At 49.3% G+C, this 18,583-nt stretch carries 20 protein-coding genes and 1 tRNA gene; 2 read left to right on the top strand and 19 right to left on the bottom strand.

All coding sequences use genetic code 11. The features are described 5' to 3' along the window. Positions 1–92: 92 nt before the first annotated feature. From ABXT62_RS05025 to ABXT62_RS04965, 13 genes are all read right to left on the bottom strand, one after another. Positions 93–443 (bottom strand): hypothetical protein, encoded by a 351-nt coding sequence (locus ABXT62_RS05025; RefSeq protein ID WP_415357507.1) that lies wholly within the window; start codon positions 441–443, stop codon positions 93–95. A gap of 142 nt (positions 444–585) precedes the next feature. Further along, the gene (locus tag ABXT62_RS05020; RefSeq protein ID WP_415357506.1) at positions 586–1,269 is read right to left on the bottom strand and encodes a superinfection immunity protein; all 684 of its coding nucleotides are present in this window, start codon (positions 1,267–1,269) and stop codon (positions 586–588) included. Between the two features lie 198 nt (positions 1,270–1,467). Continuing rightward, on the bottom strand, positions 1,468–2,328 hold the full coding sequence (locus ABXT62_RS05015) for a M48 family metalloprotease (RefSeq protein ID WP_415357505.1): 861 nt from the start codon (positions 2,326–2,328) through the stop codon (positions 1,468–1,470). After that, positions 2,328–2,804, bottom strand: coding sequence for an SH3 domain-containing protein (locus ABXT62_RS05010; RefSeq protein ID WP_415357504.1), 477 nt, complete (start codon positions 2,802–2,804; stop codon positions 2,328–2,330). Before ABXT62_RS05010 ends, ABXT62_RS05015 begins: the two co-directional genes overlap by 1 nt. A gap of 18 nt (positions 2,805–2,822) precedes the next feature. Continuing rightward, a complete protein-coding gene (locus ABXT62_RS05005; protein ID WP_415357503.1) occupies positions 2,823–4,511 on the bottom strand; it encodes a CHASE2 domain-containing protein in 1,689 nt (562 codons plus the stop codon). Positions 4,512–4,743: 232 nt separating this feature from the next. After that, positions 4,744–5,091, bottom strand: a complete 348-nt coding sequence (locus ABXT62_RS05000) for a hypothetical protein (protein ID WP_415357502.1) — start codon at positions 5,089–5,091, stop codon at positions 4,744–4,746. Positions 5,092–5,448: 357 nt separating this feature from the next. Beyond that, complete coding sequence (locus ABXT62_RS04995) at positions 5,449–5,916, bottom strand: hypothetical protein (RefSeq protein ID WP_415357501.1); 468 nt, start codon at positions 5,914–5,916, stop codon at positions 5,449–5,451. 223 nt (positions 5,917–6,139) lie between these two features. Continuing rightward, the gene (locus ABXT62_RS04990) at positions 6,140–6,895 is read right to left on the bottom strand and encodes a hypothetical protein (protein ID WP_415357500.1); all 756 of its coding nucleotides are present in this window, start codon (positions 6,893–6,895) and stop codon (positions 6,140–6,142) included. An 86-nt stretch (positions 6,896–6,981) separates the two neighbouring features. After that, a complete protein-coding gene (locus ABXT62_RS04985; protein WP_415357499.1) occupies positions 6,982–7,803 on the bottom strand; it encodes a hypothetical protein in 822 nt (273 codons plus the stop codon). Beyond that, complete coding sequence (locus ABXT62_RS04980) at positions 7,796–9,148, bottom strand: SPFH domain-containing protein (RefSeq protein WP_415357498.1); 1,353 nt, start codon at positions 9,146–9,148, stop codon at positions 7,796–7,798. The genes ABXT62_RS04985 and ABXT62_RS04980 overlap by 8 nt, the downstream gene beginning before the upstream one ends. Before the next feature lie 641 nt (positions 9,149–9,789). After that, the gene (locus tag ABXT62_RS04975; protein WP_415357497.1) at positions 9,790–10,365 is read right to left on the bottom strand and encodes a hypothetical protein; all 576 of its coding nucleotides are present in this window, start codon (positions 10,363–10,365) and stop codon (positions 9,790–9,792) included. 920 nt (positions 10,366–11,285) lie between these two features. Next, entirely contained in the window at positions 11,286–11,645 is a 360-nt protein-coding gene (locus ABXT62_RS04970) for a hypothetical protein (RefSeq protein ID WP_415357496.1), read from the bottom strand. Between the two features lie 21 nt (positions 11,646–11,666). Continuing rightward, positions 11,667–11,972 carry a DUF1788 domain-containing protein gene (locus tag ABXT62_RS04965; RefSeq protein ID WP_415358166.1) on the bottom strand — a complete coding sequence of 102 codons (306 nt, stop codon included), beginning with the start codon at positions 11,970–11,972 and terminating at the stop codon, positions 11,667–11,669. 490 nt (positions 11,973–12,462) lie between these two features. Here ABXT62_RS04965 and ABXT62_RS04960 point away from each other — a divergent pair, with 490 nt between their 5' ends. Further along, positions 12,463–13,047 carry a hypothetical protein gene (locus ABXT62_RS04960; RefSeq protein WP_415357495.1) on the top strand — a complete coding sequence of 195 codons (585 nt, stop codon included), beginning with the start codon at positions 12,463–12,465 and terminating at the stop codon, positions 13,045–13,047. A 112-nt stretch (positions 13,048–13,159) separates the two neighbouring features. On the opposite strand, the gene ABXT62_RS04955 is transcribed toward ABXT62_RS04960, so the two are convergent. From ABXT62_RS04955 to ABXT62_RS04940, 4 genes are all read right to left on the bottom strand, one after another. After that, positions 13,160–13,236 (bottom strand) — tRNA-Arg (locus ABXT62_RS04955). A 147-nt stretch (positions 13,237–13,383) separates the two neighbouring features. Further along, on the bottom strand, positions 13,384–14,307 hold the full coding sequence (locus tag ABXT62_RS04950) for a TauD/TfdA dioxygenase family protein (protein WP_415357494.1): 924 nt from the start codon (positions 14,305–14,307) through the stop codon (positions 13,384–13,386). A 14-nt stretch (positions 14,308–14,321) separates the two neighbouring features. Next, the gene (locus ABXT62_RS04945) at positions 14,322–15,092 is read right to left on the bottom strand and encodes a class II aldolase/adducin family protein (RefSeq protein ID WP_415357493.1); all 771 of its coding nucleotides are present in this window, start codon (positions 15,090–15,092) and stop codon (positions 14,322–14,324) included. 78 nt (positions 15,093–15,170) lie between these two features. Further along, entirely contained in the window at positions 15,171–15,578 is a 408-nt protein-coding gene (locus ABXT62_RS04940) for a PGPGW domain-containing protein (protein WP_415357492.1), read from the bottom strand. Positions 15,579–15,960: 382 nt separating this feature from the next. Between ABXT62_RS04940 and ABXT62_RS04935 the strand changes: the two genes are divergently transcribed. After that, complete coding sequence (locus ABXT62_RS04935) at positions 15,961–16,944, top strand: LLM class flavin-dependent oxidoreductase (RefSeq protein WP_415357491.1); 984 nt, start codon at positions 15,961–15,963, stop codon at positions 16,942–16,944. 66 nt (positions 16,945–17,010) lie between these two features. Here the strand turns inward: ABXT62_RS04935 and ABXT62_RS04930 are convergent, their stop codons facing one another. Together ABXT62_RS04930 and ABXT62_RS04925 are read right to left on the bottom strand one after the other, a co-directional pair. Then, positions 17,011–17,409 carry a hypothetical protein gene (locus ABXT62_RS04930; RefSeq protein ID WP_415357490.1) on the bottom strand — a complete coding sequence of 133 codons (399 nt, stop codon included), beginning with the start codon at positions 17,407–17,409 and terminating at the stop codon, positions 17,011–17,013. 105 nt (positions 17,410–17,514) lie between these two features. Then, positions 17,515–18,228 carry a YebC/PmpR family DNA-binding transcriptional regulator gene (locus ABXT62_RS04925; protein WP_415357489.1) on the bottom strand — a complete coding sequence of 238 codons (714 nt, stop codon included), beginning with the start codon at positions 18,226–18,228 and terminating at the stop codon, positions 17,515–17,517. Positions 18,229–18,583: the final 355 nt, after the last annotated feature.

Raw genomic sequence — 18,583 nt, 5'->3', positions numbered from 1 at the left:
GAAATTTAATCTCAACAGGCCGTTTATTTGTCCTATACTTTCTGTCTCTTTGGTTTGTTTGGTCCTCCGGTGATGGTATCTGTTCATTTTCCCTACTTAATCTCGTAAAAGTGTCCACAGTCTTGACACTTTTGTATAGCAACTTCTTTCTTGTTGCTGGAAAATGTCACGTAGAAAAAGAATAGTGCAACAGAAGCAGTGATTGCTACCCCCTCAGGAGTGTAATCAAAAAATCTCACACCATTCGCAGCACCTGGTGCGTAGTTGGGATCGTTCAATTTGGTAACCCCGGCGTATGCAATCAAAGCAAGTACCGACCCGATACCGAAACTCATCACACTCCCAAACAAGGTAAAAATGCCTTGCACGTCGCCCTCATCCTGCTTGTAGCTAGACTTTTTCATTTGTCCATCACACTTTTCACACTCAATTTTCTTACTCACCGCTTTACTCCCAGTTGTTGCTCATCATGTAAAATTGGCCCTCGGTAAGGGTAAAGACCCCTACTAACGTAGTCACCTAAATTCACAGTGCGGGCACTCACTCTTGGAAATCCGATGACAAGCAGGGCCCCGTCTCGAATACTCAGAGGTAGTGACTCGTCCCGCAATACTGACACGAAGTCGCGCTATCCACATCGATGGTTTCTCCCCGGGTTACGCCAGCAGGGCCGGCAGTCGCAGTCTTCGTCTTGATTGAAACTGAATCCTTGGCCCCGCAGCCTTCACACTGGAACGCATAAGTCCTCGTCCCAAATTCGAGAGCAGGTTCTATTTCTGGCTCTGCTTCTGGTTTTGATTCGAGATCAGACTCTGGTTTTAATTCTTTATCGGGTTGATTTTTTTCTTTGATCTTAGTCACGATCACATCTGGGATGATTACCGTTCCTGGAGCATGCGCCCAAAAAAACAGTACGAGCCATACAACCCCTGTAGCACCAAAAAAAAGATTTCCTATAAAGATAATCCAAAAATACTGATGTGAGACTGTAATTTCTTTATATATTCCAACTTCTGGGTAACAGTCCCTTATTTCTTTAACTTCTTCGATTCTACCAGAAACATCAAACGCTACCAAAGTGGGAAAAAAATAGAGCATTGCACCAAAAATAACCGCTCCTATTGTCGCCATCACACTCCAAAAACCCCAGCCATCTGAAGATGATAATAAATAAAACGCCAACCAAGCACAGAAACCAAACATTACTGCAAGTACGCAGCCTGCACCGATAGATTCGCCCACGTTGCCAAAACGTACTGTTTTTTCCACTATAATATCTCCATCCTAATTTAGATATATCGCAGTGGCGATGACGCCATTACGATTTCCATGTGCGTTGCATGCGCCTTTAAACTGCCCATCCCGCCTACAAAGATACGGATATTGCAGTGCAAACAGAGCCCGGCGCTTTAACTGCAGGCTCCTCAGAGGAGATCTCTAAACTGCCCCACTAAAATTTTTCTAAATTTACTCGGCCACTACAGCGTGTTCGGAAAAACGTGACGCTAGGTCTGGATTATCGAGTGAGTCGAGAATATCATCCGTTTCCATAGCAATATCGAGGCTCTCAAGTCGGTCTTGAGGGCTTGGATGTGTTGAAAAGAGGAGAGTCATTCCCGAGTCGTCTAATGGCTTGTTTGCGAGCGTCATTGCAACTTCTGCCATACCGATTGGAGTGTAACCCGCCTTTTCAGCAAACCCCATGCCAATGTTATCAGCCGTATATTCTGAGTCCTTATCTAGACCGCGAGCCATCATTTCAGCACCAGAACCGAGAGCGTTTTGAATTACACCTTCCGCTATACCGCCGCTTCCTTTGGCGGCGTCCTTCGCTAATTCGCCACCTTCACTAACCAACATCGATTTTCGTATCAAGTTCAAATGATGGTTCTCGGTTATATGTGCAATCTCATGACCTAGTACCGCCGCCAATTGCGCTTCCGTCTGAAGCTCGTTGTAAAGCCCCACTGTAATCAAGACATACCCACCGGGCGCGGCAAATGCGTTGATACTTTCACTGTCAATGACACCAAAAACCCAGTCAATATCTGGTCGGTCTGATTGGGATGCAACCCAAAGGCCCACTTTATTGACATAGTTTTGGAGGTCAGCGTTATCAACTAATTTAGAGGCTCCTAGAATGCTGCCAGATAAGTGCCTGCCTATTTGGCGTTCCTCATCATATGTGTATCCCGTAATAAGCGCCTTATTCTCTGCTACCTTTTTCAGCATGTTTACGCCGGTATTAATGTCAAAGTTAAAGGCCATAGATACGCTTGATACACTCGCTACGACGGCTAATGCCGCAAACTTAAATTTCATCTTCATTACTTGAGTCCCCCTTCGATAGCGAATTCTTCGGCTTCTTTCGCTGAGACAGCGAGTTGAACATACTCGTTGAACTCTTCCTCGTCGAACTCAGCTTCCGCCAGAGAGTCTTTGTCGAGACCGCGCACACCGGTTGAGCTCACGACATTGCCGCTCCCCGCCCGACCTGACCCGATCGAGACAGCAGATGTCAAAGCACCAGCAGCGCCTTCAGCATCTTTTTTTACAGGTTTTGTACTGCTAACATTTAGTCTGCGTAACCAACCGGTTTTATCAGCAGTACTGACCTCCAACCATAACCCTTTTTTTCCGAGTATGGTGATCTCCTCGCCCGCGGAAAGCGTCTCAATTATGTCAGATTTTTTTGATGCCTTTGACATAAGACTGGTTTCCTTCATTGTAAATTCAGCGTGAGCGCTCGCGGCCAATACTACCGCCAACGAGGCCAGAAGAACTCCTTGCATTAATAGACTCATGTTATTTCCTTTTTTTAGTTATTTTCCTGCGTTAGCTAAATGCAACAGTCGCGGTAATTTTTCGGACAGAACCTCTCTTAAAGAAGACAGACTGTTTTCTTGTAAAGTTAAAAGATCTACGGTGGACATTACCTTATTTTCTCCTATTGAAAATTTCTGGATAGCGCTCTCTATATCTTGTTGCACCTTCGCCCCCTCGCCTTCAGGCACAATTGAGTAAAACAACCCCCCTTGCGACGCATACTCAGCTAAAAGCCCAACGTCTGTATCGAATATAGAGGATGACACAGCGATGAATGGGCTCTTTTTATAAAGAGCAGTCTTAAGTTTATGGGAATTTCCAGGTGCAGTTTCAAAATGATAACTACCGCAGACAAGATCTAACTTAGCGTGTCCTTTGTGACCGATAAGTAACCGGCCTTGTCTTAATTGTTGGTTATATATCACCTGAAAAACCCGACATACGATGTAGAATGCCAGTGCAAAATGACTTGCAAAAGAAATATCTGCAAAGTTTTTAGAGGCAACAAGCATTATGGCTGCCAGGGCTAGAGCGAGTCCGTCCATAGCTATAAAGATTGCGTCAGCTGATTCGACGCTGGACCCCTTGATAAATCGAATCAACCCAAATAACAACATCAGTATTAAAAAGAACAGTCCCGGGAGAGAGTTCAGTTCTTGGTACCAATTGTTGTTAATTAAATTTTCTACCGCAGAAGCAAGAATTATGACGCCCGGAGTTTCATTCGAAATCGGGGTGGTTTTAATATCAAAAAGGCCAGGTGCTGACGAACCAATAATCACCACTGCCTGATTGAGTTTTTTTAGCAGGGCCTCATCTTCAGCTTTAAGGCGGGTGAAGGTGGCATTAAAGCTCAGCACGTCAACGTTTTCATTCGCAGAAAGATAGTTCAATAAAATTTGGTTCTCGCGGGGAAGCTGAACACCGGTTGCCCTAGCTAACTGTGAAGCCAAGCTGGGAATGCGGTAGCCATTCAGATCCATAGCGACAGGATAATGCCTAACAATACCGTCGTCAGTCAGCAAATGGGCAAAGTTGGTTAGCCCGAAACGCTGCGATTCAAGCGCTCCAGACAGAAACGGTAACAACATAGCAACCGTACTATCTTCATTGATATTTTCTTTTGCATCAATGTTTGGCAGTAAAGTGGTTCTGATTGCTGACAACTTGTCGTTATGTTGTGGCAATCTCAAAGCTGACAAGTACACGCTGCTCAGTGATGTGACGACTTCGTTGAGATATTCATCACCGTCGATGTCGTTCAGATCCGGGTCGCTGTAAATGACATCTATGCCAATTGCTGCAGGCTCAGCAATAGAAAGATATTCGATAAATTCAGCCATTACTGATCTAGACCAGGGCCAACGACCATATTCGGAGGCCAATGCTGCAAGACTAGACTCGTCAATATCGATGACAAATACCTTCCTGTCTTCATCATTTTTATCTTGAAATGCGTCCAGTTGATGCTCTACTTTTGTCACCACATCGTAGATCTGGTAACTAGTAAACGTCCCTGAATCTGAAAAATAAACTGGTGCGATGTAGACGGCAAGAAAAAGTCCTGCCACGACAATAAAGAACCAACTTTTCATCTTTAGCATAAGACGAGCTATATGCTTCACCATGAACAGATTGTCTCCTGCTGTAATTGGCGTGCTGCCTCTGTGGCGAGGCTTCGGCACATCAGATTCCAGCAATTGTGAAGGCTAAGCATTAGGGTTAACGCCACATCCAGACGCGCCATGATCTTTATCGGGGAGCATCCGAAGCATCCAGCGGCGTTGTTATATTTGAGCAGCTTTGGTCTCCCCCGCGGAGGTTACATCAACTGCTTTAGCCTTCTTTGACCCTTATATCGGAGCAACGATCGATCACATTTTATACTCAGCCTATTAGCCGGTTGCCGATCTAGTGTTATCCAGCAGCTGGAGCAAAGCCTTTAGCAACCAGTCTTGCATAATGCCGTTTATTATAGATAAATCCCATGATGAGACCGAGGCCCAAGGACCCGCCAATACCGTTGGGGTCCGTCGCTAGGACGGCGATAGCAAAGCCCAAAAAAATTACAAGCCACAAGAATCCTGAGCCCCAATCAGATCTGAACATTGGCACAAAAAAGCCGAAAAAAAGTGCAGTCCAAGAAAAACCAGTGTAAGCCTTTTGGGTCTCACCCGTCGTTTCATTAACCATATTTACTAAGCTAGCCATCAGAGTACTACCCTTTTTTATTAACTTTTTGAGTGACCAAGCTACCAAGGACATTTATGGTCACTCTTTGAAGCAGTAGTCTATTGACATTACATCATGCTCTGAATATTTAAAAGGGGGAAATCCCTACTTTTGAACATGTATTACACAATAGAAGACATACGTATATTCTGCGTTTTCCAAAAGACGTATCGGAGATCTTGCAGGTCTTACGAGCAGCGCTTAGGCGAGTATCTCAGCTTTTTGCTTCTGCTAACACGATAGACCTCGATCGGCTTCAGTATCAGAGCACCCAGCTCGAGCAGCGTATAGTAGTGGTGCACACAATATGCGATCGTTTGATACTAAAATAGGTTTTTGGGGTGCCACCGCATGTTAAAACACTACGTATTATTTTGCTTGTGACAGTGGCTATCGGAGGGCTCGCACCGCGTCCTCGTATTGTTGCTTGAGTTTGAACCCGCGGACGAGGCTCACGACCCAGGCGATGATCGCCCACAAAACGACGCCATCAGAATCTGCGGCCAATTGTGATTCGGTGTCCATAACCATGAACGCCAAGAACGGCAGGCTGTAGATCACGCCCTCCACTATCCATGCCTTTTTCTCCGCCTTTGCTCCGATCCAGATCAGGCCGACTCCGCTGAGCCAAGGGATGAACAACCACACCAACCAGAGCGCACCCACCTTTTTAAGCGAAGCGGCACTAGGCGTTATTGGTGCCGTTGGTTGCCCGGTAGCAGCGGGAGTCGGCGCTACCGGCACAGTTGGTTGCGCGGTAGCGGCGGTTACAGGTCGTATTGACTGCGGGGCACCGCAAGCAGGGCATTGGTTGGTTGTATCGTCGACCGATCCACCACAGAACTCACATAGTCTCATTGGCTTTAGTGTTCCCTTTAAGAATTTTTAGGTAAACCGTATCGCTCATCGTAGGGTGCTCATGAGGGCTTCCCGCTTCCCAATGGCCAGCTTGGCGTCCTTCAAACCCAGGCCGGCTAATCGCACGAAGGACCTTGATAACGTTTACTTGCTTCTCTCCAGCCGCAGTGAGAACAACATCAATCTCAGTCTACTCTTCTTCAGCAGCGCCAGCGTCGCGGCCCTAGGCAGGTTGGTGACTCGTCCCGCAATATTCACACGAAGTTACTCTATCCAGATCGATAGTTTCTCCGCGGTTGCGGCCGGCAGCCTCAGTCTTCGTTCTGAGGGAGGTTGAATTGTTGGCCCCGCAGCTTTTACACTGGAACACACAAGTCCTCGTCCCGAATTTGGGCGCCGGTTCGAGATGCGGTTCAAGTGGGCGGGGAGTGGATGTCGCCTTAGGAGCCGGCGGAGCGTCGCTGGTGTACAATGTCATCATCAGTCGTTCCGCTGACTCGAGATCTGCTTCAAGACCTTTTATCTTTTTATTCTTTGACATAACAACAGGGATTAAAATAATAAAGGTGATCCCGAAGGTAAGGAACCCGAAGAACCCCAATAAAACCGCCCAAGTCAATTTGCTCTTTTTCTCTGCAGCGATTGCCTTCTCGATTTTCTGCACGTTCTTCGATGCCACATGGACCTGGCGCAGATCGCCCTTGACTGTGGTGGTCGGTTTGACCGCAGACAAGAATAGTAGGATAAACCCTGGGATACCCAACAAAAACAGGGAAGATATCGTCCAGCCCAACACACTTCTCTTCTTTGCACGCGCGATGAAGGGAACCACAAAGAGCGAATAAATCATAATCATCGCAGGCAAAAGATTGCCACTCGCCCCCTCGTCGCCCGACTGCGCCAAAGCGGCCTCAACCGACGAGATCCCGCACAAGATCAGAGCACAGACGCGGCCTGAAGTGCGGATGCAGAATTTCATGCTCGAGGGCTGAGTTCCAGGCCAGTCTGTTGGCAAAGGGCGCAAACCATGGTGTGAAAATACAGAGGATGGATTAACGCGGAGGCTCATCGCAGTTGTTTCAACTGTTCCTGCCGTCTCTTGATGACTCGCTTCATCTCTTCGAGTTCCTTTGAGACTCGGGCCGCGACAACCGAAGATCCTGGCGCCGAGGCCTCTTCTTCCCCGGAGCCCTCCTGCCCAGCTCCAACAGGGGTACGTGCGGGCGTATCGCTCGAGGTAGCAGCTTCGCGGCCACCCTCCAGCGACTCCCGAATTGACTGAAGACCCGTCTGCAACTGAGAATCCAGCGCGCCTACTCCGGGCAGAGACTCCGTCGTCGCGTAGGTGAGTTCTTCTTCAACCGAGTCAAAGATCGAAACTGTTTCTAGTAGAGTCTCATCCGACGAAGAATTCGCCAGATCGCGCACTGCGGAAAACTCCTGGCGGAGGGCGATCATGAACTCTTGCCGATCGGACCGCCGCGTGTCGATTTCGGCAACGAACCCGGCGCCCCGGGCGACGACCAAGAAGGTGACAAAAAGCAGGAAGTTCCAAACCACGTAGAGTGCCAGGAGCCAGCCAAAGGAGATTTCCGTGGCAGAAATGCCTGCGAGCGCCAAGACTCCGGCACAATAGGTGATGACTACATAGCTTATTCCGAGGTTATATGCGAGTCCTCGGTTTCCGGGGTCTTCCCTGTTCTCGATCCAAATGACGTATGACGACGCCAGAATTTCACCGAAAATAATGAACCCAAGCGCAAGATTGAAGCGCTCTCCCCGGGCCGACTCCGGGATGAGTAGAAAGGCCAAGGCTAATGTCGTGGCCACCGTGGCTACTAGGATCGCCACGTAGATCAGCGTGGCTCTCCGGCCTGTGTCAGTCATCGGAATCTCCTTGAGGTGAAGAGTCTTCGCCTGCCGAGATCGGGGTTCCACACTCAGCGCAGAAGCGCGTCCCAATAGGCTGCTCAGCGCTGCAGTTGCCGCAGGTTTCCATGTGCTTATGACCACATTTGGGGCAGAATTTCGTGTCGCCGGCCACTTGTTGATCGCATCCAGGGCATACCCGCGGCATGGGTTCGGCACAGTTTCTGCAGTTCGAACTCCCGTCGGGATTGTCGGTGCCGCAAGTAGGGCAGAGGATAAAGGGATCGCCGCAGACGGCACAGAATTTCGATCCGGGAGGAGAGGACATCGAACACTTATCGCACTCGATGGCCTTGGCAGGCTGAGTTTCGGGATTCGCTGCGCCCGATGCTGGTGCAAAGCCCCCTCCGCAGCCATTGCAGAACTTTGATCCGGGTGGACTTGTCTTGTTACAGGAGTCGCAATTCAGGCCTCCTTCTGTATTGAGGTGCCCCGATAAGTTACCCATGGCACTGCCCATGGGGCCTCCCACCCCAAGACCCACGCCGAGCCCGATCCCGGCTCCCATCAGTCCGCTCCCCCCTTCCCCGCCCGTATTCTCGGCCGCCGCATTCAGGGTGTCGAAAGAGCGCTCCTGTTGATAGGTAGTGCCGAGTATGTCCAGTTCGGCTCGTCTCGACAGCGCGCCTTTGAGTTGCATGACAGCTGGGTCATCTTCGGGAGTGTTGATCGAGTTCACGTTGAATTCGATCAGCGCCAGCCCGTATTCTTCGAGCTTCGGCTTCATCGCTTCTCGAAGCGCGTTCGAGATCTCGTTCAGGTTCGAAGATATATGCAGAATCGAAATCTGTTTGTCGACGATTTCAGTCGCGATCAGATCCTTGACCTGCCGAAGGATTTCGCCGCGAAAATAGCTTGTTAATGTACTCCGGTCGAATTGAGACGTTGTCCCGACCAACTTTTTCAGGAACTTGATTGAGTGGTCGACTCGGACCCCATATTGGCCGAAAGCGCGAACGGGAAGCATGATATTGAACTTTGGATCAAGAAGCTGGATCGGAGTGGCTGTCCCCCACTTGACATCCAAGGGAATAGATCTGTTCACGAACCAGACTTCCGCCGTGAACGGGGTTTTCCCTCCAAAGGGGGCCTTGAACAACTTCTCGAGAACAGGGAGGTTCTTAGAACTCAGAGTGTGTCTGCCAGGACCAAACGGGCCCTCGAACTGGCCTTCCGCGATAAAAACAGCCTCTTGCGATTCCGAAACGATTAGCTGCGTGAAACTAGAAAGCCCCTCCGAGGGGTACTTCCACGCATATACATCGTCGGTCGCAGCCCACTTTAGGAGGTCTATAGCGGCCATAATTTTCTCCGGGTGGGTACACAAGACGCAAAGTTGCGAATTTTCGGAACCTTGCACGGAACCTGAGTAGCGAGGCATATTAGGTGACTATTCAAAAATATACTACCGTGTTCCCATGTGCAGGACAAATAAAAAGTCTACTGTAAAAATAGCCTCATCAAGGAGAGCGAACGATATGAGTATCGATGGAACCACTCAAGGTCATATAGGACTTCACTCTCTCGTTGCGCTATGGAGTCACTGGGAAAGTCCGTTAAGATATTCATCACCGTCTGTGTCGTTGAGATCCGCGTCGCTATATGTGAAAGACAGTTAACCGCCCTGTTTATATTCAACTTTGGTATATTTTACCTTTCCCGGTTTTACAGATAAAAACAGACATAACACCCAAACTAACAAAGTCTAACCTAGCGTTAAATTTAGCAATAAAATTACGGAAGCATTTGGATTCTTGATGTGTGGCGCCGAGTATGACTCTTGGTAGTAAGAAGTAAGGTCATATGCCAAAATAGAAGGCATAAGATAAACGCCAAAAATCCAAAAAATAACTGCTGTGCCAGTGAATACCGCGGGGAAGCCATTCCCTAAAAGGAATAAGGTTAACCAAGAGAAAAGAGCACAACAAATAAGCGCCCCAGATGTTAGTCCAAACTAGTTCGAACATCTTTGGATAACTCTTCCAATATGCCGGTAACTCTGCGGTCCGCTCCGTATTCAAGCGCACCAATATCCTCCTCATTCATCGAGATGGACACGCCACCATTCATTATATTTCGTTTTGTTTTGATGTCTCGTGCAGCGGTAATCGGTAACTTTCCCACCGTATTATTGAGCTCAACAAACTTGTTGGATTTCTTTAGTTCGTAAAAAATGCTGTTCTGGGTAAACAAAATAAAATCGTTGGAATTTAGGTTTATAAGTAAAAAGGGATCATCTGATGCATCGAGGCTGTAACCAGCGTGTTGAAGCAATTCTTTTGCTTTGGAGCCATCTATGGGGTTGTCAGTTCCCGATATGTAGATATCCGGATGAAACTGTTTCTTTTTCACGAGAAGAAGTACAATAAAAAACGCACCGAACGTAAGTAGAATTAAAGTGGTCACAAACATAGAGAACACATATTTATGATTCAAGTCACCGCTGCTTTGCCCTAACAAGATTCTTTTCGATTTATTTTTTTCTGTAAATTTCAGAGTTTGAACCAAGTTAATCGACATTACGCCTTTCTCCTGTATTAGCTTTTTTTGGTGTTCGCTTTACACTAACTAAACTGTAACCATTCACCCTGTTGATGGGCGAGGTGCAACGATCCGAACTTCACCGGCGCTTCTGGGCGTTGGCACGCTTCATTATTGTTTCGTTACTTTCAGAGGATGAACGCCACACTCTGTGGTTGTTGTCACTTTCATGATAAGACTTCACCCTCGATCAACTTACTGATATTCATTTTGCCATGCTACTAATCAAACACGTCCCTAATTGCCTGGTTCACACCTCGTGATATTTCACTACTCAATGTATCGCCAGCGCTGTTAACGATCCTATCGGTAGATTCTTGCGTGCGCGTCCTTGGTTGATTCGATGTTGAAACGGAACCCCCGGCGCTTCCATTAGGCGCACACGAGGGGCAGTTGTGAGAGGTATTAGCATTTGCCGCCCCTTCCGCGGCTTTACCCGTCGCAGTGACGGCGTTGCCGTCCTTCGTACTATTATTTTCATAGGTTGACGGTTCGAACATAGAGCAACCGCTTGCAAGCAATGCCGAAAATACAACAGCGGCGCATGCCCTCACAATATGTGAACTTTTTTTGACTAGTTTTCCCCTCAGCGACGCTGCTACATTTTTCTAAACGACCATACTCTGAAAAGTGCACCCTTACTATAGGGAAATCCCTAAACCTTTGCCGTTATCATGGCGTCCTCGCGCCGAACCATCGCTGGCGCGGACTGGTCACTCCGGCAAAACGAGGCAAAGGTGCAATGCGCCCTGTCGATAGTGACGTCGTCTCATCGATCCAGCGTCATGCGGCTATGACTTGGGCCCAGCGACTCAAGCGAGTATTCAATATCGACATTGAAGTCTGCAGCCGCTGCGGCGGATCTGTCAGAGTCATCGCTTGTATTGAGGACCAGGACGTCATCGACCGGATCCTGGCCCATTTTCGCGAGACGGAAAAGGAAGCCCCTGCCCGGCCCCTTCTGGTACCGCCAGCCAGGGCGCCACCTGCCACACTGCCTCTTTTCGCCGGGACGGAGTTTCATCAGCAGGGACGCCAAAAAACCCTGACACCCACACGCCCACACAATTGGCGATAGACGGGTCGCTTAGATCAGTGCTATAGGACTCAAAGAATGCTCTAAAGTGCTTCTCCAGCTCATTGGTTACAACGTATTCGTCCAACTCTTGAAATACCGTATCGTCGTCGTCTTGGTCGGCCTTGACCACACCGTTGATAGATCGATCTAATGGTTTGAAAAACAGGCTCTTAATGCTCATGAATTACATCAACCTTTTGTTTTAGGGTACAAGCTTGAATGCTCGGTAGTAGTTGCTGCTAGAAATTTTTCCAAACAGGCTCATCGACTGACCGGTATATTCACCAGGGTAGAACAGTACAACGGGTTTGTGGCCCAAAAGAGAATGCAGACCATTGAGCAGGTTATGTGCCCGTAACAGCGGCCAGACAGACCCAATACCCGAAATGAGGATTATGTCACGCTCCTCTGCAGCGCATTCCTTCGCTAAATACGGTGCGAACTTGTCCATACGCAACGGGCCTGACAACGCCTTGAGAAGTCCTTCATCGCCTTTACGCTTCTGCAGCTCAGCGGATTTTTAGATGGGAAGAACACGGAGCCGCGCAACATCAGATTTACCCCCGTACTGTTATATTCGTCGGAATAAAATTGTTTACAGGCAATATCTTGGCCACGCACAAGGGAAGATTCGATGGGGTACCTTTGTCACATTAGGGCCGACGAGCGCGCCTCGTAGCCATATCTGGAAGGTATATGAGCAGGCGTCAGGCGATGACCCAAAATTCACCCTGCGCTGGCTACTGGGCGAATATCACTCCAGCCGGCAGTTTAAAGAAATGGCCCCTCGGACCCAAAGTGACTATGAAGGCTACCGATCGCGCATTTGCGCTCTTCCGACCAAAAGTACTAAGTCTTTTGGTGATTTCAAACTAGCCGGTATCACTAAACCAACGATTAGAAAGTATCTCGATCACTATACAGATAGGAACACCAAACACGCCCCCATTGCAGTCAATCGGCATATTCAGTACCTCAAGGCAGCATGGAATTGGGGTATGGAACGATGGGTTGAGATCACAATCAATCCTTGTGCTAAAGTAAAATTGAATAAAGAGGAACCCCGGGACCGTTATGTCACCGACACAGAATATTATGACACTATGGCGTGTGCGTCCGTAGGAAGCTATATACCCATCATGATGGAACTTGCCTATCTCTGTCGGCTACGATCCAGTGAAGTCAGATCCATTCAGGTCAAACATATCGGAAAGCAAGGTCTACGAGTCTTTCGCAGTAAAGGCTCAGATGGGGAGATCACGGCCTGGACGCCGCGACTTCGAGCTGCCGTCAATTCTTCCTTGGACTGGAACAGCGAGGCCCCCACTCCAATTGCGGGCGCATACCTACTCCACGATAAAAAAGGCCTAATGATCCCAAAAAACGGGTATGACTCTGCCTGGCGTCGAGTAATCAACAAGGCGAAGGACAACGGAATCCTGCCATTCACTTTCCACGACCTAAAAGCCAAAGGTTATACGGATCAAAAGAAGCAAGATGCAGGGCATCGATCGGAGAAAATGCACAGGGTATACGACCGAAAAGGCCGAGTGGTAGAACCCGCGGACGGAGAAGAAATATAGATTGTTGGTGGTAAATCGGCAGTTTTTACACCACTTTTTTACACCATGACCAAAAATCGCTTCTTGGCTGGATTCTCAACATTCTTAAGTCATTGTTCTAGAACAACAAAATTGGTGCGCCTGAGAGGATTCGAACCTCTGACCGCCTGGTTCGTAGCCAAGTACTCTATCCAGCTGAGCTACAGGCGCATTAGACTCGACACTATAAGGAGCGCATGTTTATGAGTCAAGGACTTATCGGGCGTTAAGAGACCCCTATTATGCTAATGAAGACATTAATCGCCGTCAACGTCGAAAGCTTCTGGCGGGGCCTGGGGCAGACTTTTACCGCGCTGCTTAGGCGTCTGCCATACGCCCCAGCGTGGTATCGCCCATAATGGTGGTGCGGTGAATCACGCGCTCCACGCCCGGTTTTGTGCCGGTAGCACAGTGCATTGCACGCCAATTGTCCCATAACACCATGTCACCTGGTTGCCATTGATGGAAATAATGGAACTCAGGTTTACGGGTGTGCTCAACCAACCGTTGCAGCAGATCAATCGCTTCATCATTAGATAATCCTGCGCGATGCGGTGCCACGATGCGCTCTAGAAACTGCTCACAGATTTCCAATATTTTGCGGCCGGTGACAGGATGAGTCACTACGGCCGGGTAAACAACTTCGGGGAAATTTGGGTAGTTCAAATCAGACGGTTTTTTCGGGCTATAAGGTCCAGGCTCGTAACCCCGTAAATCAACATAACGCATATGCCGGCGCTGCATGCTGAAGGCGTATGTGACTTCTATATTTTCGATTAACTGCTGCGTTTCCTTGTCCAGTGCATCATAAGCTTTTGCAAGATCACCGAAACCGGTCAGCCCGTCCTCACTCGGACACACCACTCCACGCAGCAACGCCCCACGATTGGGCTTGCCGGTATAGTGTAGGTCCATATGCCAGTCAAGCTTTCCAACTTTGTTCTGCCCATTGTAATTGGCCGTCATAAATTTTTCTTTGTCGGGCTCATTAACGAGCATAAACAGCTCCGGATATTCCTGAGACCGGGTCGCGGCCAAAGGGTGCAGCGCCAACTCACCGAACGCACGACTAAACGCAATCTGATTTTCGGGGTTCACGTTCTGGCCACGAAATAGCACGATAGAGTGTTCATTCCATAACGACACCAGTTCGGCAGCTACGGCATCCTCCATGGGCTGAGTAATGTCAAAGCCGCTGACTTCTACTCCAACATTTTCAAGAGCTGTTACTTGCAGTACCATAAAACGTGCCTCAATTAATCGATAATACCGGGGTCTTCACGCAACTCTCGTCGAGCCATCGCTTCCCATAGAAACGGAAATCCATGTGCGTCTGGCAACGCGATCTCGGCAACCTGTTCATCGGTAAGCGGCACACCGCCGCCGACCAGCTCCAATTCATACGCGCGCTGGCTGCGCCATTCCAGCGTGGCGACCCGAAGATGAGCCTGACGCAAATCTTTTCCCACCACTAGAGAACCGTGATTCGCAAGCAAAGCCCATTTGGCGCTACCCAGCGCTTTCGCTGCAGCCAGAGATTTGTCTTCGTCTTCAAACGTACCGTCATACTCATTGTAAAGCGGCAGCGGACCGTCCACATAAGCACCCGCCTGGTCATACACCGGAGGCACACGATGCATATTGGCCCAGAGGCCACTCCAACGAGCATGATTGTGGATGATCACATTGACATCAGGGCGCAGTTTATGCAATTGCACGTGCAACCCTAGGGCGGGTGTCACGTTCCACTCTCCTTCGATGATAGTGCCAGACTCATCCAGCGTCAGAATATCGCTGGCGGTCACTTCATCCCAAGCCAGTTCCCATGGGTTAGTCAACATAGTGCCATTATCAAGGCGGTAGGTAATGTGGCCAGCGATATGTTCATTCCAGCCTTCTCTGAACAACATACGACACATCAAGGCGACCTGAGCCTGCTCACTTAGCTCTGGCAATAGCGGCTTACGCCCCGGGTTAGGTGCAAACTGCTTGATCACCTGAGCATCGATTCCAGGAATTACTTGCATATCAAACCTCGTGTGAACAATGTGTTATCTGACTCTGCTATGCACCAATGCTTGAGCCATCGCCTGTCAAAAATAGCTCTATAGTTGATCAAAAGGCAATTGTCCCTGCCTGCGTCGCAGCCAATTAAGCCCTTTTAGCACGCCTGGCCGCAGTACCAGCCAGCGTTCCAAATGATACTTTCCAGGAAAGTTCATCAACAGTAGACCGATCAACAGTGTCACAATTCCTTGCCCCGGTGTCACCAACATAATCAAACCGAGAACGACCAGCAGCAGACCCAGAAGATTCTTCAACATCGAGGTGATCAATGAAAGTAACGGCGCATCAAAGGATGCCCGCCAAACCACGCGCTCTGAGCGCACGAAGTAATCTTTGGGTAATCGTGTGACCACCCAAGGCACACCGACAATCGTCGCAATCAGCGCGAGCAGCGAAAGACCGCTAGCCCACAACAGCGGCTGCTGCCAATTTGACAGAAATTCCATCCAATCATCCTACCAGTCAACGCTTCAGATACGTTTGAATTATTCTATATTAACCTAACTTGCCTCTGGAAAACCAAGCGAGTTAAAAGGGGATCAGTCGGCAGTCTTTCTTGTTTTTCTTGGCTCATTCTAATGGGCATGAGATCATCTGGTACACGATGATGTTAACCCCAGTAACCCGCAGATCCCTTCGGCTTCGCAGGGTCGTCCCACTGGACGCCTATTATGCAATCTTAGGTAACCCCGTGCCGACAAAACTTCACCCGATTGCGGCGACCGCTCAGCCCAACGGAGTTAACCTAACGCTCACTGAGATATCGACACAAGCCCCCAAAAAACCCAGGAAAGCGTTGTTTAACCTCACATGGAAGCTAGCGTAAGTATGGCACTGAAACTCTCTGTCCTTGATCAATCACTGGCCCGAGCGCCAGACCAGTCCGCTACCGCGCTGCAGGAAACCCTCCAGATGGCCAAGTGGTGCGAGGAACTCGATTACACGCGGTTTTGGGTTTCGGAGCACCACGCCTTTCCCTCTGTGGCCGGCAGTGCACCGGAAGTGTTGTTAGCCGCAGTGGGTGCGGCAACTCGCTCCATCCGCATCGGTTCAGGCGGCATCATGCTGCCGCATTACAGCGCCTATAAAGTGGCGGAAGTGTTCTCCGTGCTGGCAAATCTCTATCCCGGGCGAGTAGACCTTGGTATCGGTCGGGCGCCAGGCGCGGACATGGCCACCGCTGTCGCACTAGCTACCGATGGGCACCCAAAATTCGACGCATTCCCGCACTTAACAGCAAAACTCAGTGAGTATCTATGGTCTGACACAGCCAGCCCGATTGTCAGCCCCCGTCCGCCCGAAGACATCCCACTATGGATGCTCGGCTCCAGCTCCGACAGCGCGATACTTGCCGCGCAGCGCGGTCTGCCATACAACCTTGCTCTATTCATCAATCCGCAGGCAGATTCGAGACTGATCGGGCTGTATAAGGCACATTTTCAGCCCAGCAAACAGCTCGCGCATCCCTATGCCATTCTTACGCTAAGCGTGTTCTGTGCTGATACGGAGGAACAAGCCAGCGCTCTGCAGCTGACCTATGATCTCAATCTGTTTCGTTTCTTCACCGGTCAGTCCAATGGCCGATCAATGACACCGCAGGAGGCTGTAGAATACTCCTTAGGAGTGCATGAGAAAGCGTTTATTGCCAGTCGGCAGAACAGCCGAGCCTCTGGGACACGGCAACAAGTAAAGCAAAAAATTGAGCAGATCGCCGCGCTACACAATGCAGATGAGATTATGGCAGTAACAAATATCTACTACCTAAAAGACCGTAAGCGCTCATTTCAATTGCTGCGAGAGGCGTTCGAATAACCGTAGAACCGGACGTCAATACAAAAAAAGCCCCAGCAGGGGCTTTATCTCTAGCCAAATGTAGGCTTACATTGCGTTTTTAGCGCTATCGGCAGTGTTAGTCGCCGCATCTTTGACACTGTCGGCTGCATCATCAACCATATCGCCAGCGCTATCGGCAGCAGCTTCGATACTATGACCGGCATGATCAGCCATATCGCCAGCAGAATCCATGGCATCGCTCGTCGAACTCGCAGCGTCTGAGGCCATCGTCTGTGCCTTATCTGAGGCGTCACTCGCCATATCGCCAGCGCTATCGGCGGCGGAACTCAATGCGTCACCGGTATTTTTAGCTGATTCACTAACCGTATCACTGATACTTGAGGCACTGTCCTGCATAGTCTGCTTGGACTCGTCGCTGCAACCGGTGACAACGAAGGTGACGAAGACAACTGACAAAAAGCCGAGCAATTTTATATTTAACATAACGTTCTCCAAAGGACTTATTAATTTCAACAGGGGCTGATACTGAACACTCTTAAGATCTTAGATCTCACGTGTTTGATAATATACCACCGCCTCTGCAATGCGTCACCCTACGTTGTGATAGACGTTCTGTACATCTTCCAGATATTCGAGCATATCGACTAAGTTGTCGAATGCAACCTGCTCTTCTTCGCCAAGTGATACGCTATTTTGCGGGATAAACTGGATCTCATCTACCTCAAAATCGACCCCCTCAAAGGCGTCGAGTAGTGCCTGTTTGGCCTTGTAATATTCGGTTTGTGGCGCAAATACCGTCACCTTGCCGCCCTCGCTCTCAATATCAGAGACATCCACGTCCGCCATCATTAGGGCCTCCAGTGCTGCCTCTTCTTCGCTGCCTTTAAACACTAGGATGGCGCTGTGGTCAAACAGATGGCTGACGCTACCGGGTGAACCCAACTTGCATTTTGACTTGGTAAAACACTGGCGTACATCGCCAAACGTGCGGTTAGGATTGTCAGTCAGGCAATCGACAATCACCATGGTGCCGCCCGGACCAAAACCTTCATAGCGTGCGGTGGCAAAATCCTCACCGCCCACGCCACGCGCCTTATCCAGAGCCTTTTCAATGACATGGGCGGGAACCTGGTTCCGTTTAGCCCGCTCGATCAGACCGCGCAGTGACAGATTACCTTCCGGGTCAACGCCCCCCGACTTGGCAGAAACATAGAGCTCACGAGCATGCCGGCTGTAAATTCGGGCCTTCATGTCAGAGGTTTTAGCCATCGAGTCTTTGCGATTCTGATAGGCCCTGCCCATAGCAATACTCCGTTGTTTTAATGATCGGACTAAAAAGTCAGGCAAGCAATATAATCGCTGCGGCCGGTAGTATCCAGAACAAACCCTGGAACTTGCTCATTTCCTCCATTGGCCAGTGCAGTCGAGCCAACCGGAAGTGTTGCGATAAAAAATCCAGAAGTAATGCCGCAAACGTAATAATGACACCTAGTGCTGCTGATTGGGAGACCCTACAAGGTGGAAAACTTATCGCGCCGTTGGCTACTGACAAGGTGGCTATCTCGGCAATCTGGTATCTGAAAGGGTAAACGCTGCTGGGGAACCTCATTCACTACTTACAATGAGTCTCGGCAGAGAGCCTGCTAAGGGCCCTGCC

Source organism: Halioglobus sp. Uisw_031 (genome assembly GCF_047729875.1).
In the GTDB taxonomy this organism is placed as follows: domain Bacteria; phylum Pseudomonadota; class Gammaproteobacteria; order Pseudomonadales; family Halieaceae; genus Marimicrobium.
Note: the sequence above shows the minus strand (reverse complement) of the source record. Positions and strands in the feature narration are given on the sequence as shown.

Coding starts and splice junctions, on each gene's coding strand:
- ABXT62_RS04975 (WP_415357497.1), bottom strand. CDS start 10,365: ATGTCGATTAACTTGGTTCAAACTCTGAAATTTACAGAAAAAAATAAA.
- ABXT62_RS05010 (WP_415357504.1), bottom strand. CDS start 2,804: ATGAGTCTATTAATGCAAGGAGTTCTTCTGGCCTCGTTGGCGGTAGTA.
- ABXT62_RS04945 (WP_415357493.1), bottom strand. CDS start 15,092: ATGCAAGTAATTCCTGGAATCGATGCTCAGGTGATCAAGCAGTTTGCA.
- ABXT62_RS04940 (WP_415357492.1), bottom strand. CDS start 15,578: ATGGAATTTCTGTCAAATTGGCAGCAGCCGCTGTTGTGGGCTAGCGGT.
- ABXT62_RS04925 (WP_415357489.1), bottom strand. CDS start 18,228: ATGGGCAGGGCCTATCAGAATCGCAAAGACTCGATGGCTAAAACCTCT.
- ABXT62_RS05000 (WP_415357502.1), bottom strand. CDS start 5,091: ATGTCCTTGGTAGCTTGGTCACTCAAAAAGTTAATAAAAAAGGGTAGT.
- ABXT62_RS05015 (WP_415357505.1), bottom strand. CDS start 2,328: ATGAAGATGAAATTTAAGTTTGCGGCATTAGCCGTCGTAGCGAGTGTA.
- ABXT62_RS04950 (WP_415357494.1), bottom strand. CDS start 14,307: ATGGTACTGCAAGTAACAGCTCTTGAAAATGTTGGAGTAGAAGTCAGC.
- ABXT62_RS04990 (WP_415357500.1), bottom strand. CDS start 6,895: ATGAAATTCTGCATCCGCACTTCAGGCCGCGTCTGTGCTCTGATCTTG.
- ABXT62_RS04930 (WP_415357490.1), bottom strand. CDS start 17,409: ATGTTAAATATAAAATTGCTCGGCTTTTTGTCAGTTGTCTTCGTCACC.
- ABXT62_RS04995 (WP_415357501.1), bottom strand. CDS start 5,916: ATGAGACTATGTGAGTTCTGTGGTGGATCGGTCGACGATACAACCAAC.
- ABXT62_RS04970 (WP_415357496.1), bottom strand. CDS start 11,645: ATGAGCATTAAGAGCCTGTTTTTCAAACCATTAGATCGATCTATCAAC.
- ABXT62_RS04935 (WP_415357491.1), top strand. CDS start 15,961: ATGGCACTGAAACTCTCTGTCCTTGATCAATCACTGGCCCGAGCGCCA.
- ABXT62_RS04980 (WP_415357498.1), bottom strand. CDS start 9,148: ATGGCCGCTATAGACCTCCTAAAGTGGGCTGCGACCGACGATGTATAT.
- ABXT62_RS04985 (WP_415357499.1), bottom strand. CDS start 7,803: ATGACTGACACAGGCCGGAGAGCCACGCTGATCTACGTGGCGATCCTA.
- ABXT62_RS04960 (WP_415357495.1), top strand. CDS start 12,463: ATGGAACGATGGGTTGAGATCACAATCAATCCTTGTGCTAAAGTAAAA.